At 38.2% G+C, this 17,971-nt stretch carries 5 protein-coding genes and 5 pseudogenes; all 10 read left to right on the top strand.

Annotated features, from left to right (window positions below):
* Positions 1-2 precede the first annotated feature (2 nt).
* Positions 3-3,128: a TonB-dependent receptor gene (locus DXA05_RS03720; RefSeq protein ID WP_008024168.1), complete on the top strand. Its 3,126-nt coding sequence runs from the start codon at positions 3-5 to the stop codon at positions 3,126-3,128.
* Between the two features lie 12 nt (positions 3,129-3,140).
* A pseudogene (locus tag DXA05_RS03725) lies at positions 3,141-5,191 on the top strand (RagB/SusD family nutrient uptake outer membrane protein).
* A 17-nt stretch (positions 5,192-5,208) separates the two neighbouring features.
* Positions 5,209-6,234, top strand: a complete 1,026-nt coding sequence (locus DXA05_RS03730; protein ID WP_008024164.1) for a DUF4973 domain-containing protein — start codon at positions 5,209-5,211, stop codon at positions 6,232-6,234.
* A gap of 98 nt (positions 6,235-6,332) precedes the next feature.
* Positions 6,333-7,805 (top strand): glycoside hydrolase family 76 protein, encoded by a 1,473-nt coding sequence (locus tag DXA05_RS03735; RefSeq protein WP_225450163.1) that lies wholly within the window; start codon positions 6,333-6,335, stop codon positions 7,803-7,805.
* A 362-nt stretch (positions 7,806-8,167) separates the two neighbouring features.
* Positions 8,168-9,325: an ATP-binding protein gene (locus tag DXA05_RS03740; protein WP_049701665.1), complete on the top strand. Its 1,158-nt coding sequence runs from the start codon at positions 8,168-8,170 to the stop codon at positions 9,323-9,325.
* A gap of 274 nt (positions 9,326-9,599) precedes the next feature.
* Positions 9,600-10,208 (top strand): annotated as a pseudogene (locus DXA05_RS03745) (DUF1793 domain-containing protein); the annotation flags it as partial.
* Positions 10,209-10,226: 18 nt separating this feature from the next.
* Positions 10,227-11,711, top strand: a pseudogene (locus tag DXA05_RS03750) (IPT/TIG domain-containing protein).
* Between the two features lie 21 nt (positions 11,712-11,732).
* A pseudogene (locus tag DXA05_RS03755) lies at positions 11,733-14,854 on the top strand (TonB-dependent receptor).
* Positions 14,855-14,869: 15 nt separating this feature from the next.
* A pseudogene (locus DXA05_RS03760) lies at positions 14,870-16,918 on the top strand (RagB/SusD family nutrient uptake outer membrane protein).
* 16 nt (positions 16,919-16,934) lie between these two features.
* Entirely contained in the window at positions 16,935-17,933 is a 999-nt protein-coding gene (locus DXA05_RS03765; RefSeq protein WP_049702263.1) for a DUF4973 domain-containing protein, read from the top strand.
* The last annotated feature ends 38 nt before the right edge of the window (positions 17,934-17,971 follow it).

Here is a 17,971-nt window from a genome sequence, read left to right on the forward strand (position 1 = left end):
AAATGAAAAAAATAACAATTTTATGTATACTGTTGCTATGTGTAGTAACCGACACAATGGCTCAGAAAACTGTTACTGTATCGGGTATTGTTTCTGACAGTAATAAGGAACCGCTTATTGGTGTGAATATTATCGTCAAGGATGTTCCCGGATTAGGAGCCATTACTGATATCAACGGGAAATATACCATTAAAGTAGAACCTTATAACCGACTGGTCTTCTCATATATTGGATATAAGACACAAGAAGTATTGATTAAGGAACAGCGTTCGGTCAATATAAAAATGGAAGAAGATGTAGCTACTACTATTGATGAGGTTGTAATCACAGGTACCGGTGCACAACGTAAATTGGTACAAACCGGTGCCATCACTACAGTAGACATGGAACATCTGATGGCTAATCCGTCGTCTAGTGTTGTTAATGCTTTGGCAGGTAACGTTGCAGGTGTATTAGCCCGCCAGACTTCCGGTCAACCAGGACAAAATGTTTCAGAATTCTGGATTCGCGGTATTTCCACATTTGGGGCTGGAACCGGTGCTTATATTTTGGTAGATGGATTCGAACGTAGCATGGATGAAATCAATATTGAGGATATTCAAGACTTTTCTATCTTGAAAGATGCTTCCGCTACTGCAATATACGGTTCTAAAGGAGCTAATGGCGTTGTATTGATTAACACTAAGCATGGTAAATCCGGAAAAATCAAGATTGACATAAAGGCACAAACCACCTACAACATGCGCACTATTACACCTGAATTTGAAGACGGGATTTCGTATGCAAACTTATTGAATGAGTCACGAATTACACGCAATTATGAACCTGTATATCAACCGGAGGAACTGGAGATTCTAAAAAACGGATTAGACCCAGATCTCTATCCGAATGTGGATTGGATGGATTTATTGTTGAGGAAAGGCTCATGGCAACACCGCGTTAACCTGAATTTAAGCGGTGGTGGTTCTACTGCACGGTATTACGCCTCTATTAGTTACCTTGATGAAGAAGGCATGTACAACACTGATAAAGCGTTGAAAGACGATTACAACACTAATGCAAACTATCGTCGTTACAACTATCGTCTGAATACAGATATTGATATCACGAAAACTACACTATTAAAGTTAGGTGTATCCGGTTGGTTATCTAAGAGAAACAGTCCGGGACTGGGTGATGCAGATGTATGGGGTGAACTTTTTGGCTATACCGCCATTCGTACTCCTTTACTTTATTCCAACGGTCGTGTTCCGGCAGTAGGTACAGGCAACAAAACAAACCCATGGGTAGCAGCTACACAGACTGGATTCAATGAAAACTGGGAAAATGTGATTCAGACAAATATTACGTTGGAACAGAATTTGAAGTTTATCACCAAAGGTCTGAAATTTGTTGGACGCTTCGGCTATGATACCTATAATAACAATCACATCAATCGTCGTAAATGGCCTGAGCAATGGAGTGCCGAACGTTCACGCGATGAAAATGGAAATTTGGTATTCAAGAAAATTTCGGATAGTAGCAATATGCATCAAGAAAGTGGTTCTAGCGGTAACCGTCGTGAATTTTTAGATATGATGCTTAATTGGGAACGCGGTTTTAAGGCACATCATCTCAATGCTACGTTGAAATACACACAGGACTCGTACATCAAAACACAAGACTTAGGTGATGATCTGAAAAATGGTGTCAACAGACGTAATCAAGGATTGGCAGGGCGAATTGCGTATAACTGGAACTATCGATATTTCGTAGATTTCAACTTCGGCTATAATGGTTCGGAGAATTTCGCAAAAGGGCATCGCTTCGGTTTCTTCCCGGCATACTCTTTAGCATGGAACATTGCAGAAGAATCATTTATCAAAAAGAATTGGAAATGGATGGGTATGTTCAAAGTGCGTTTCTCTTATGGTAAAGTAGGTAATGATAAGATTCGTCATAACAATGCAGATGTACGTTTCCCTTATCTGTACGCAATTGGCGAAGGCAATAGTTATGATTGGGCAAACTACGGTAGTTCTTATGGATTCACAGGATTAACTTACACAGAACTAGCTTCCGACCAAGTTAGTTGGGAAGTGGCAACGAAGAAAGACCTGGGAGTAGATTTGGCTTTGTTTGATGATAAATTCAAATTGACAGTTGATTACTTTGATGAAAGTCGTAGCGGAATTTTCATGCAACGCCAGTATTTGCCTGGCATGATTGGCCTGCAAGGAAAGAGTCCTTTTGCAAATGTCGGTAAAGTAAATTCCAAGGGATTCGATGGCAATTTCTCTTTCAAACAGAGGTTCAATCAGGTAAGTTTGACAGTACGTGGTAATATGACTTACAGCAAAAATGAGATTATTGAAAGAGACGAAGCTAACAATGTATATCCCTATCAAATGCAAAAGGGCTATCGAGTGAACCAGAATAAAGGATTGATTGCATTAGGACTGTTCAAGGATTACGATGATATTCGCAATAGTCCTACTCAAAAGTATGGTCCTGTAATGCCCGGTGATATTAAATACAAAGATGTAAATGGTGATGGTGTAGTGGATGACAACGATATTGTAGCAGTAGGAGCTACTAATCGTCCGAATCTGATTTATGGTCTTGGACTTTCTGTTAAATGGAAAGGACTTGATGTCAATTTGCATTTTCAAGGCGCGGGCAAGTCGCAGTTTTTCTTGTCCGGGAAATGTATCAGAGCTTTCAGCGAAGGGCAATGGGGTAATATTATTAAAGGAACTTTGGATAATCGCTGGGTAGATGCGGATACTGCCGAGAAATTAGGTATTGCAGCCAACGAGGATCCCAATGCTACTTTCCCCCGCCTAAGTTACACAGACCAAGGAAATGGAAATACAACGATTTATGCTTATACTAATAACTACCGCAACTCTACTTACTGGTTGCGTGACGGTTCCTACGTACGTCTGAAAACGGTTGATATTGGCTACACACTTCCCAAAGCACTGGTTAACAAAATACATTTTAATAATGTACGTATTTTCTTGACTGGAACCAATTTACTTACATGGTCTAGTTTCAAACTCTGGGACCCGGAGATGGGTAGCAATAATGGAGAGAAATATCCATTGTCCAAATCCGTAACGTTAGGTTTGAGCGTTAACTTATAAATGATTAATGATATGAAAAAAATATATATACTATTAGTCGCAATTTTTGCGATCAGTTCCACTTCTTGTTCCGATTATTTGGATTCTGATTACATTTTTGAGGATAGAGAAACAATTGATAAAGTTTTTACCGACTATAAAAAAACAGAACAATGGTTGGCACAGGCGTATACCTATTTGTTGGGACAATGTTGTGATGTTGCAAGTAAACGTAATACACCTTTTGTGTTTGATGATTGCATGTATTATGGCGATGATGATGTTACAGTGGATGCAACCAAAGGCGGTGCTTTATCTTATAATAAATTCCGTGAAGGAGCATACGATGAAAACACTTTCCAAGATACTTGGAACCGTTGTTATAATGGTATTCGACAGGCTTCTATTTTCATCCAGTATGCAGATATGAGCATTGAGCATAGTGCGGAGGAAATCATTGACCTCAAAGCACAAGCCCGCTTTGTTCGTGCCTATTACTATTGGTTGTTACTCCGGAAGTATGGTCCTATTCCACTGGTTCCAGATGAGGGTTTTGATTACAATCAGTCATACGAAGATTTGGAACTTCCCCGCAATACATACGATGAATGTGTAGATTATATCGCTAAAGAGATGGTCTTGGCAGCACAGGGTTTACCTTTGAAAAGAGACCAGCTTTCCATTACCCGTCCTACTCGCGGTGCCGCCTTAGCTACCCGTGCTTTGGCAATGCTTTATGCTGCAAGTCCGCTAATGAATGGCAACGATGATGCGTATGCACAGCAAATGACCAACCGTGACGGGAAACGTTTATTAAATCCTGTATACGACAACAGTAAATGGGCTAAAGCAGCAGCTGCTTGCAAAGATGTGATGGGACTAGGCGTTTACCATATTTATACAGCCGATTTCCGGTCGACTCATTCTATTGCTTTTCCTGCTACCATCGCTCCTCCGATTCACCCGGAATATAGTTATAAAAATTTTCCAGAAGGTTGGCAGAATATTGATCCGTTCGAATCTTATCGTTCTCTATTCAACGGACAGGTAACTGCTATGGACAATCCTGAATTGATTTTTACTCGTGGAAAAAATATTTCCGGTGAACGCATCAAAGATATGGTCATTCATCAATTGCCCACTGTAGCTAAAGGATGGAATACGCACGGCGCCACCATGAAACAGGTAGATGCCTATTATATGAGCGATGGTACTGACTGTCCGGGAATGAACTCTGAATATGCAGGTACTCCAGCTTATCAAGACGCATAGATACTCGCCCTCGCGCAACTGGTTATACAACAAATAATACAGATCACAAACCGCTTCCAAATGGAGTATCTTTGCAATATGCTGAACGTGAACCACGTTTCTATGCGTCCATTGCTTATAATGGTATGTACTGGCATCTAGGTAATGAACCAGAAGTTCAGAATCAAGATCAACAAGTATTCTATTATCGCGGAGATGGAAATGGTTATGCAAATAGTATGTTCTGGTTGCGCACCGGCATTGGGGTAGCTAAGTATGTGCATCCTGATGATACCTATTATAATAGCGATGCAGCCAAGGTAAAAGATAAAGATGAACCAGCTATTCGATATGCTGATATCCTGCTGATGTATGCAGAAGCTTTGAATGAATTGACTGCTAGTTATGAAGTTCCTTCTTGGGATGGCTCCATCACTTACACAATCAGCCGCAACGTAGAAGATATGCGTACAGGTATAAAACCAATACGCATGCGTGCCGGGGTGCCCGATTATGATGCAGATACATATAGTAACCCGATTAAATTTCGCATCAAACTAAAACGCGAACGTCAGATTGAGCTCTTTGCTGAAGGAAAACGCTACTATGATCTTCGACGCTGGAAAGATGCGGAAGTAGAGGAAGCAATGCCTGTTTACGGTTGTTATACATTTATGAGTAATGCCAATAAAGACCTGTTCCACACACCGGTTCCTATATCAAATCTTTCTGCTACTTTCTCACCGAAAATGTATTTTTGGCCCATCAAGCACAGTGAACTGAAACGAAATAAACTTCTGACCCAAAACCCGGGATGGACCTACAATGATTAATCTAAAAAAACTAGAATATGAAACTGAAAAATATCTTATTATATCTGTTACCCATAGCCGGCTTATGTAGTTCGTGCAATGATGAATGGGAAAATGAACAGTTTACACATTATATATCATTTAAAGCTCCCATTAACAGTGATGGTGTGTCTCGAATCAATGTACGCTATAGATCTGGTAATGAAAAGACGACATTTCAGTTACCAATCATTGTGAGCGGATCTACCACCAATGAACGTAACATTACAGTACATGTTGGTTTGGATACAGATACCTTAAAAGTACTAAACCAAGAACGCTTCAATAATCGTACCGACTTGTACTATCAAGTATTGCCAAAAAAATTCTACTCTCATTCAGAAACGGTGCAGATCAATGCCGGGCAAGATGTAGCATTAATGCCTATCGACTTTTCAATGGAGGGCATCGACTTATCAGACAAATGGGTATTACCATTGACTATCGAAGAATCACCTGATGGAAACTATACCCCAAACTATCGAAAGCACTATCGGAAGGCATTGCTTCGTGTGATGCCATTCAATGATTATTCAGGAAATTATAGTGCTGTAAATTACAAAACATATTTGAATGGTTCAGAAACAGATGCACCATACGTGAAAAATTATGTCATGATGTATGTAGTTGACGATGAAACGTTATTCTTCTATGCAGGTTTATTTGATGAAACTCGTCAAGACAGGAAAGGGTATCGGATTAAAGCAAAATTCAACAATAATGGAACAGTAACGCTTTCTCCGGCAGATCCAAATAATAAAATGCAGTTTGCGCTCGGTAAAGATGATTTTAATAATGAGATCACTGCTTCTTACAGTATCACGGAGTCAATGGACGCTATCCGTCCCTACTTAATGCACCGAACCATTATTATCAATAATATCAACTATACGTTCAAAGACTATACAACGATTCCCGGTGTCGAAACTGAATTTCATGTAATGGGTTCGTTGACATTAGAACGTCAAATCAATACTCAAATTCCGGATGAAGACCAAGCTATCGAATGGGAAGAAGGAAATTAAAGGTTGGTCAAAGAATAAATAAACTATAAATGGGGATTGTAAATGCTATGGATATTTGTAAATATCCATAGCATTTCAGTCGTTTATTATTAATCGCAATGAATAAATATGTATTGTTTTTAATTTTTATATTTTCATGTATTGCCTGTGGGGAAACAAATGAACAGGATACCAATACAATAGAGGGTAGCACCGATACTTCGCAAATAACTATTACACCAGTGACGAATTTGAAGGCTAAGATTACACAAAATCCCAATGAACTTTATCTAACATGGACGAATCCGATTACTGTGACCAATATGCTAGGGGTAGAGATCTATTATAAGCAGAAAGGTTCCAATGACGAAAAAAGAGTGAATACGATTCAGAAAGGAGAAGGGTATTTACTCCGGTTGACATCCGCAGAGCCTTATTTCATATCTGTTGTTGTGGTGGATAACTACGGAAGAAAATCAGAAAGAGTTACCATTACTGCTATTCCATCGAATAAGGGAGTACCTTTGGCAGATAGTTGTACGTATGTACTTATTGAACAGTTTATGGATAAAACGAAAGGAACGTTTTGGGTATCCCCCCAAAATATATCTGGAAATTCGGCTAATACTTATATTTATTGGCAACAGGCTCATGCTATTGATGTGGTATTGTATTCTTATGAACGTATCAAAGATAATAATCCTATATTGGCTGCGACATATAAAGAATATTTTGAAAGATGGTTTCAAAATCATGGAAATAATTATCATCACGACAACAACGATCCTACAGGCTTTTCAAATCCATATACTGATGATATGTGTTGGATTGGTCTGACTTTATTGCGAATGTCAGAAGTGTTAGACGATAATAAGTTTGCCGATACAGCCAAGAGGTTGTATGACACTTACATTATTACACGAAAATGGACAGATGATAAAGGAACTGGACTTCCTTGGAATAATGAAAATAATTCTAATGGGCGAAGCCGGAATATATGTACCAATGCTCCCGGTGCTTTGATGGCTACCAAATTGTATAAAAAATACAATGAAGATAAGTATTTATCAGATGCTAAAATACTTCATAAATTTGCCTACGATAATAATTACTTAACATTGGGAGATGGTAGAATAGAGGAACCTCCTTTAACCTATACGCAAGGTACGTATGGAGAAGCAAGTAGGCAATTGTATCATATTACAAATGAAAAATATTATCTGACATGTGCAGAAAAAGTTATTAGCTATGTCACAACCAGTGATAGGTGCTTAACTAATGGCATTTTGCGTAATGAAGGTCCGTCTATGGACCAAAGCATCTTTAAAGCAGTTTTGATTCCTTATATAGTCAATTTGGCATTGGATGAAGCTGCTAATAGTACACTTAGGCAGAATCTGATTCTTTTCCTGCGAAAAAATGCAGAAACGTTGAGCGCAAACTTGACTCGTGGAACTTATCCGGAAATGTATTGTAACTATTATTGGGGATCCATATTTACTGGAAATATTGCTTCTATGGGCGCACAAGCAAGTGGAGCTTCTCTTTTGGAAGGTGTTCTCCGATTGAATACAGCACTAGAAAATAATTAGTCATAAGCATCACTGTTTAAAATGAAGCAATGCAACCTTAATTATTCATGCGAATCAGTTGTTGAATGTAAGTTCTTGTTTTTAAGAAATTCTTTGATGCTAAAATAGCTTTGATACGCTCCGTAGAACAGATAGAAGGTATATTATTGAATATAAGATAAATAATAAGCAGCTTGCCATTGTTTAAATCCAGCTCAATGACAGGCTGCTTAAATTATAATTACTTATAGTATGCTGCAGATATGATTATAAAAGATCTAATATAATCTAATATAAATAGAGAACTTTAAATTAAAAAACAGAGAAGTTTTGCAAATTCACTTTTAAAGATTAAATTTGCAAACAGTAAAATAAGAGCAGCAATGATAGAACGAATACTGAAATCCAAGCTAATTGAAATGGCAAATAAATATCCGATTGTTACATTGACAGGACCTAGACAATCTGGAAAATCAACATTATTGAGGAATTCCTTTCAGGACTATGAGTATGTGTCTTTGGAAGATCCTGATATGAGACTATTTGCTACAGATGATCCGAGAGGATTTCTTTCCACCTACCCGGATAAAACAATTATCGATGAAGTTCAAAGAGTTCCGTCACTTTTCTCTTATATCCAAACGCATACCGATAAAGAGAATAAAGAAGGTATGTATATGCTGGCCGGATCTCATAACTTCTTATTAATGGAAAGTGTGAATCAATCATTAGCTGGACGTACGGCAGTACTCAAGCTACTACCGTTTTCGCATTATGAAATGGAAAAAGGAGAAATATTGCCATCCAGTGTAAATGAAGAAGTTTTTAAGGGAGCTTATCCACGTATTTATGATAAAGCTATAAATCCGGATGATTATTATCCTTTCTATATACAAACATATGTAGAAAGAGATGTGAGATTATTACGTAATATTGGGGATCTAAGTAAATTTATTAAATTCCTCAAATTATGTGCAGGTCGCATAGGGCAATTATTAAATCTTTCATCATTAGCAAATGAATGTGGAATTTCTGTCACAGCAGCTACTAACTGGTTATCTATATTAGAAGCAAGTTATATCTGTTATTTACTGAAACCTGATTATAACAATTATGCCAAACGATTGGTAAAAACTCCTAAGTTATATTTTTATGATACAGGGCTAGCCTGTTCTTTACTTGACATACAAAATGCAGAACAAATAACTACTCATTTTTTACGTGGAGGATTGTTTGAAAATCTTGTCATCAATGAATTTGTAAAAGAATCCTATAATAGAGGTGTTGAACCGGGATTATCATTTTGGCGTGATAGTACTGGCAATGAGGTTGACTTATTAAGAATGGTTGGCGGGAAACAGTATGCCTATGAAATCAAATCAGGAGCAACTTATTCACCGGATTTCTTTAAAGGTATTTCAAAATGGGCTAAACTATCTAATACTCCAACGGAACAATGTTTCGCGATTTATAATGGAGATAAGGATATAAAAACATCTGTCGGTCAAGTGAATGGATGGAATCATTTTAGTCTGTTTTAAACCGCCACTAATATATCATGTCTTTATTCCATCTTATTTGATCCCTGAAACTACATTTGGGGATATATTATTTCTTTATCATGCATGAACTGTTGATATTTTATTCTAAAATTAGAATTTGTTGAAACAATCTGGGATACCCCAAATCCTAGAAATAAATCATTTTTATAGACTACAAAAACACTCGAAAAACCAACTAATTACAACACAGAAACAAGACATGTTAGCTATACATATCTGATAATAAACTAAATAACTAAAAAAAACTTAGTCTGGACAGGACCCGGAAAACCAACTTTGCACGGATGACTTCGCCGGACATTGGGCTCATAATGCCAATCTTTCCGTGAAAGCGATCATGGGAGTGGCCGGATACAGTGAAATGGCTCGGATGCTCGGGTTGAATGATGTAGCTGAAAAATATGCTGTTATAGCTAAGAAAATGGCAGTGAAATGGGAAAAAATGGCGAATGAGGGTGATCATTACCGTTTGGCTTTTGACAGAAAGAACACTTGGAGTCAAAAATATAACATGGTTTGGGATAAGTTATGGAACCTGAATTTATTTCCTAACGATGTAATCGGAAAAGAAATAAACTATTACTTGACAAAGCAGAATCCTTACGGGCTTCCTCTGGACTCTCGTAAAGAATACACAAAATCCGACTGGATAATGTGGACGGCAGCTATGTCTCCGGATCAAGTAACCTTTGAAAAGTTCTCTGATCCTGTCTATAAATACATTAACGAGACCGTGTCACGTGTGCCTATCAGTGATTGGCACCATACCGACAGCGGTAAATGGGTAGGCTTCAGAGCGCGTTCGGTGATCGGAGGATACTGGATGAAAGTGTTAATGGATAAAGTTCAGAATAATCAATAATTTTAAATCTAGTGTATTATGAAATGTAAAACTATGAAACATGGGAACATAGGACTACAATGCATGATGTTGGCATTCATCTTTACAGTCTGTTTCAGCAGTTGTAAAGACGACAAAGATACAACTGCAGCCCCTTATGATCCAAGTCAACCAGTAGAGGTAACGGACTTTACCCCTAAATCAGGAGGAACAAAAGTACGTATGATTATTTATGGTAGTAATTTTGGCATTGATCCCTCTATTATTTCAGTTAGGGTAGGTGGAAAAGAAGCTAAGGTTATTAGTGTAGAAGGCAATTGTTTATATTGCATTACTCCAGACCAGTGTTATGAAGGTACGATAGAACTAACAGTCGGCGAAACCCCAACTGTAACTATACCACAGAAATATAAATATGTCCAACAGATGCTTGTCACTACTTTATGTGGCTATGTGGATGAACTAGGAAATGGAGAAATAAAAAAAGAAGGTCCATTTAATGATTGTGGAAAGATAGATTCTCCTACGTGGTTTTCATTTGATCCAAAATTTCCGAATCTTCTTTATTTAACCCAAGACAATGGTGATCAAGGTAAAAAGCCTATACGAATTTTAGATTTAGAAAGAGAATACATAACGACTGGATTGGCTGCCGGAAGTGATGGAGTAGGACGTTTTCGCAGTATTACCTAGACATTAGATGGTGATACAATGATAATTGCATGCTCAAAAGGAGATGTTAATGGTGCAAGTAACATCTTCATGACTCGCCAAGGTAACTTTTTGGATCAGAAACGATTGACTACCGGTAATGGATGCCAAGCTTCTGCTGTGCATCCCAGAAATGGAGAATTATATTATAATAACTTCGGAGAAGGTATGGTGATAAGATATGATTATCACAAGTGGGGAATAAACAATAATAAGGAACATCAAGAAAAGCTGTACGCTATTCAAGATATAGATTGGGAATTCAATTATATCATTCACCCATCCGGAAAGTATGCATATATAGTGGTAATAAACCGTCACTATATCCTCCGTGCAAACTATGATGAAGACAAGAAAACATTTACCAATCCGTATGTCGTATGCGGAGCACCAGGTCAAGCTGGCTATGATGATAAAATTGGAGCTAAGGCGCGATTAAGCAGACCCTACCAAGGAGTGTTTGTCAAGAATCCAGAGTATAAGGCAGCCGGAAAAGATGAAATTTACGATTTTTACTTTACTGATCGTGATAATCATTGTATTCGAAAGCTGACACCAGACGGAATTACTTCAACTTTTGCAGGACGAGGAAGCGTTGGTATGAATATACATGCCAATGGTTATGTAGATGGGGCATTACGCGAAGAGGCTCGTTTTGATTCTCCAGCCGCATTGGCATACGATGAAGTAAACAATATATTTTATGTGGGAGATGTAAATAATCATCGTATCCGTAAAATTGCTTTGGAAAAAATACCGGAAGACCTCATTAGAGACCAATCAGATAAAAGAATATCGGATGAAGTTAAATAATAACCGAATAATATGGAATGCATAAATATTAAGAAATTGATAACTTTCTGTCTATTATTGATTTCTATAAGCGTTTTTGCGCAAAAAAAGATAGAAGTTACAGGAATTGTAACAGATGAGAATAAGGAACCACTGATTGGTGTGAATGTAACAGTAAAAGACCAGGCTGGCTTGGGAGCTATCACAGATATTAACGGACGTTACAAAATAAATGTTGAAGAATATTCAAGGCTGCTCTTTTCATATATTGGATTTGATAAACAGGAAGTGCTGATAAAGCAGCAACGTATAGTGAATATTACAATGAAAGAAGCCAATGCAAGAGAGATTGATGAAGTTGTCATCACCGGAACAGGCGTGCAGAAAAAACTGACGGTGACAGGAGCGGTAACGACTGTAAATGTAGACGACCTGAAATCAAATCCTTCAGCAAACCTCTCAAATGCTTTGGCAGGTAATGTAGCAGGTATTCTCGCCATGCAGACATCAGGCAGCCGGGAGTGAATACTTCTGAATTCTGGATTCGGGGTATCTCCACTTTCGGAGCAAACAATTCTGCGCTGGTATTAGTTGATGGATTTGAACGTAGCCTGGACGAAATGAATATAGAGGACATTGAGTCTTTCACTGTATTGAAAGATGCTTCTACGACAGCTATATATGGTCCCCGTGGTGCTAACGGGGTAATCTTGATTACCTCCAAACACGGTAAAGCCGGTAAAATCAATATAAACGCAAAAGTTGAAACGTCTTACAACACACGCACCATTACACCCGAATTTGCAGACGGTTACACTTACGCACGCATGATGAATGAATCACGCATTACTCGTAATAAAGAACCTATATACCAAGATGATGAATTGGAGCTTTTACGATTAGGACTTGATCCTGATCTTTATCCGAATGTGGATTGGAAGGATGTGTTGCTGAAAGATGGAGCGATGACTTATCGTGCTAATGTGAACATGAATGGTGGTGGGGCTACTGCACGCTATTTTGTTTCACTTAGTTATATCAGCGAAGGAGGAATGTATAAAACAGACGACGCTATGCGTGAGGATTATAATAGCAACCCAAGTAGTCAACGTTGGAATTATCGATTGAACACGGACATTGATATAACTAAAAGTACTCTCCTGAAAGTTGGAGTTTCCGGTTCTTTAAAGAAACGAAATGCACCGGGACAAGGGGAAAATGTATGGAAATCATTGATGAATCAAAATCCGATTAGTGTTCCATTGATGTATTCTAACGGCTATATACCGGCATTTGGTAAAGAAGATGATCGCTCGAACCCATGGGTGCTTGCTACGCAAACTGGATACAAAGAGTTTTGGAATAATAAAGTACAGACAAACATTTCTTTGGAACAAAAACTGGATTTTATAACAAAAGGGCTACGCTTTGAAGGACGTTTTGGATTTGACATCAATAATGATAATGAAATCAACCACAAGAAAATGCCTGAAACATGGCGTGCACAACGTTTCCGTAATTCGGCGGGCGAAATAGTGTATGATCGACAAAGGGAAGAACAGAAGATGGAACAGACCAGTAAGTCATCAGGTAATCGCAGAGAGTTCCTCGAAGCTTTTTTACAGTATAATCGTGGATTTAAAGAACACCATGTAGGAGCAACTCTCAAATATAGCCAGGATGCTTATAAAACAACTGTTGATGTTGGTACAGATGTAAAAAACAGTATTGCCAAACGTCATATGGGAATAGCCGGACGAGCCAGTTACAACTGGAATTACCGTTATTTCGTCGATTTCAATTTTGGATACAACGGTTCGGAGAACTTTGCTGACGGACATCGGTTCGGTTTTTTTCCTGCATTTTCTGTTGCTTGGAATATAGCTGAAGAAAAATTGATCAAGGATCATCTGAAATGGATGAACATGTTTAAACTACGTTATTCATACGGAAAAGTCGGAAATGATCAGTTGGGAACACGCTTTCCTTATTTATATACCATTTCCGGTAAGTATACAGAAAAAGTGGATGACAAAGATGTAGAAAAGATATTCCCCGGATGGAATTGGGGAGATTACGGATACGATAAAAAGTTTGATGGTATGACATATAGCATGTTGGCTTCCGAAAATGTAACATGGGAAATTGCTACCAAACATGATTTTGGAGTAGATTTATCTCTATTTAATGATAAATTGACAGCTACAGTCGATTATTTCCACGAGCAACGTGATGGCATTTACATGGAGCGAAAATTTCTTCCAGGTATGGTAGGTATCGTAAGAAGTAATCCTAAAGCCAATGTCGGTAGTGTATTATCTGAAGGATTTGACGGTCATTTTGCTTACAAACAAAAGTTAGGTAAAGTAAATCTCACCATTCGAGGTAATATGACTTATAGTAAGAATGAAATTCTGGAGAGAGATGAAACAAATACTGTCTATCCTTATCAATTAGAAAAAGGATATCGTGTCAATCAGGCAAAAGGACTTATTGCGTTAGGTCTGTTCAAAGATTACGATGATATTCGTAATAGTCCTAAACAACAGTTTGGTAAAGTACAGCCAGGTGACATCAAGTATAAGGATGTGAATGGTGACGGGGTCATTAATGATGGAGATAAAGCGGCTATTGGAGCCACTACCAAACCGAACTTGATTTACGGATTTGGTATTTCGGCACAATGGAGAGGACTTGACTTCAATGTTCACTTTCAAGGAGCCGGCAAGTCTTCATTCTTTATTGAGGGCTCTACCGTATATGCTTTCAAAGACAACCAATGGGGAAACGTATTGGAGAATTTGGTGGAAAATCGCTGGGTGGATGCAGAAACTGCTGCCAGGTTTGGTATTCCTGCTAATGAAAATCCAAATGCTTCGTATCCTCGTTTAAGTTTCGGTGGAAATGATAACAATTTCCGGAAGTCTACATTTTGGTTGCGTGATGGTTCTTATTTGCGATTAAAAACTCTGGAAGTTGGCTATACTTTACCTAAAACAGTTGTAAACAAACTGAAATTTAATAAGATACGCGTATTCTTTATCGGAACGAACTTATTGACATTCGCTAAATTCAAAGAATGGGATCCTGAACTCGGTAGTTCTACAGGTACCGAGTATCCACTTTCCAAAGTCTTTTCTCTAGGTTTATCTGTTAATATCTAATTTAATATACGTGAAATGAGAAGAATATATTATATATGCATATATATCCTATTAGGAGTAGGAATTGCATCCTGTGCGGACAACTTGGATTCTGACAAGTATTTCAAAGACCGCATGTTACTTGAAGATGTGTTTACTGATGAAACACGGACAGAAAGGTGGTTAGCACATGCTTTTTCATATCTGTCAGGAGAAAATATGGATGTTTCCAGTAAAGATAATAATCTGTTCTGCTTTGCCGATGATATTTATTTCGGTGACCGTGATGATTATAAAACATTTAAGAACGGTACATATAATGAAGGCTTCCGACATTCTTGGGGAGCAAGCTATAAAGGCATTCGTCAAGCTTCTATTTTTATTCAAAATGTTGACATGAATATGAAGATTACGGAACAGGAAAAAGCAGACTTTAAAGCACAAGCGCGCTTCGTAAGAGCTTATTACTACTGGCTTTTACTTCGTAGGTATGGTCCTATACCTTTGTTGCCGGACGAAGGACTTGATTACACTGATAGTTATGAAGGTTTGGCACGGCAACGCAATACTTATGACGAATGTGCCAACTACATTGCTTCCGAAATGGCTTTAGCTGCAAAAGATTTACCATTGGAGAGAGGAACCAACCACATAGCTCGTCCAACCAGAGGAGCCGCTCTAGCTGCGCGTGCCAAAGTGTTACTGTATGCGGCAAGTCCGATAAACAATCCTCGCCCGGAAGATACAGAAAGATTTACTGACTTGGTGGACCATGATGGTAAATGTCTCATTGCGCAGGAATATGACGAATATAAATGGGCAAAAGCTGCTGCAGCTGCACTTGATGTGATGAAACTCGGGCAATATGAGTTGCATTATTCGTTAGCAAAGACAGAATCAAGTCCAGGCTTTCCTAAAACCGTTACTCCCTATCAAGATAACGATTTCTCGAAACAGGATTGGCCGGATGGGTACAAAAATATAGATCCGTTTGAGTCATACCGTTCGCTCTTTGATGGTGATTTAGCAGCCTCAGATAATAAAGAATTGATTTTTACACGTGGTAAAAATCAGGGTGACCGTGATCTGGCGGATATGGTCAGGCATCAACTCCCATCAATTTATGGTGGTTGGAATACACATGGTATGACACAAAAACAATGTGATGCCTATTATATGGCTAATGGGGATGATTGTCCGGGTAAAGAACGTGAATTAAATATTCCTGGTCGTAGTGACATGCGCGAACGTGCAAATGGATTTGTCAGCAAAACAGAAGCAGGAACTGAAGGATATGAACACTTACGTGCTGGAGTCTCCAAGCAATATGCCGGGCGTGAACCTCGCTTCTACGCTTCCGTCGGATTTAATGGAGCTATATGGCCTATGCTACAAAATTCATCCCTAACCCCTGCCCAGCCGGTAGATGTACAAATATTCTATTATCGTGGTAATGGTAATGGATATACGAATACAAATTTCTGGTTACGTAGTGGAATAGGAATTATGAAATTTGTCAGTCCGGATGATACAGCAGTAGGCAAAATAAACGACCGCATCACTAAAAAACCAGAGCCTGCAATCCGCTACGCAGAAATATTACTGATATATGCGGAAGCTTTGAATGAGCTGGAAGATGGATCCACGTATGACATTTCGTCGTGGGATGGCTCTACTAGTTATTCCATCAAGCGTGACATTAATGAAATGAAGAAGGGGATTCGACCGATTCGCTGCCGTGCCGGTGTGCCTGATTATGATCTTACTACTGTATATGGGAATAAGGATGAATTTCGTAAGAAGTTGAAACGTGAGCGCCAAATTGAATTAATGGGTGAGGGGCATCGATATTTTGATTTACGTAGATGGAAGGATGCTCCGGTGGAAGAGGCAATGAAAGTATATGGATGCAATACGTTAATGACTGATTCGGAAGATCAAAAAGTTCTATTTCATTCTCCTGTGGTTATAAACGATCTGCCTTCAACCATTCTCGCGCAAACTATATTTCTGCGTCTATAGTATGATGAGTTAAAACGGAATAATTTGTTAACCCAGAATCCTGGATGGACATATAATGATTAATATAAAAAAGTATAATATGAAAACTATATATAATTGTTGGATTGTATTGTCCGTTTTGCTATTAGCTACATCTTGTAATGATGAATGGACAGAAGAACAGTATAAGCAATACATATCTTTTGCAGCTCCCATAAACGATCAGGGTGTCATGAACATCTATGTGCGGTATAAAACAGATGGTAAAGTAACGTATAAGTTACCTCTAACAGTGAGTGGAACCACTATGAATTCTCAAGATCTGGATGTACATGTCGCCATAGATCCAGATACTTTGAATATTATGAATCAGGAACGTTTTAGTACACGAACTGAATTGTTCTATGAGCTATTGGATGAGAAGTTTTACAGTTTTTCTGAATCGGTTCATATCCCTGCCGACTCTTATGCGGAAACTATGAATATTGATTTTACATTAAACGGAATTGACATGGTAGAAAAATGGGTATTACCTCTGACTATAGTTGATGATGCTTCTTATAATTATATGAGTCATCCGCGTAAGAATTATGCAAAAGCACTCTTAAGGGTTATTCCGTTCAATGATTATTCAGGAAGTTATAGTACAACTACTATGGAAGTGTTTTTTCGTAATCCGGATGGAAGCATTGATAAAAAGCCAATGGTTGCCAATTCACGTACTGCATACGTAGTAGACGAAAATACAATTTTCTTTTACGCAGGTTTAGTCGGTGAGAATTTAGACAAAGAGATACGCCGTACCTACAAAATATATATGCAATTTGATCAGGAAACAAAAACATTGAAAGTATGGCCGGAAGATGATAGGATTAATTTCGAATTGTTTGGTACACCTGATTACAGTGTTGCGGTAATTAAAGATGCTACTCGTCCATACTTGGAACATCATTATGTCTCCTTTTCGATTGAGTATAATTATGATGACATTACTTCTGCTCCGGGAGCAATAGTGCCATATAAAGTAAAAGGTACATTAACGCTTGAACGTAACATCAATACCCAAATACCAGATGAAGATCAACAGATTGAGTGGTAATATTAGTCTTTACTAGAAGAGGTTAAAGAAATACGTCT

This window comes from Bacteroides sp. AM54-2NS, from assembly GCF_003602935.1.
Taxonomy (GTDB): domain Bacteria; phylum Bacteroidota; class Bacteroidia; order Bacteroidales; family Bacteroidaceae; genus Bacteroides; species Bacteroides xylanisolvens.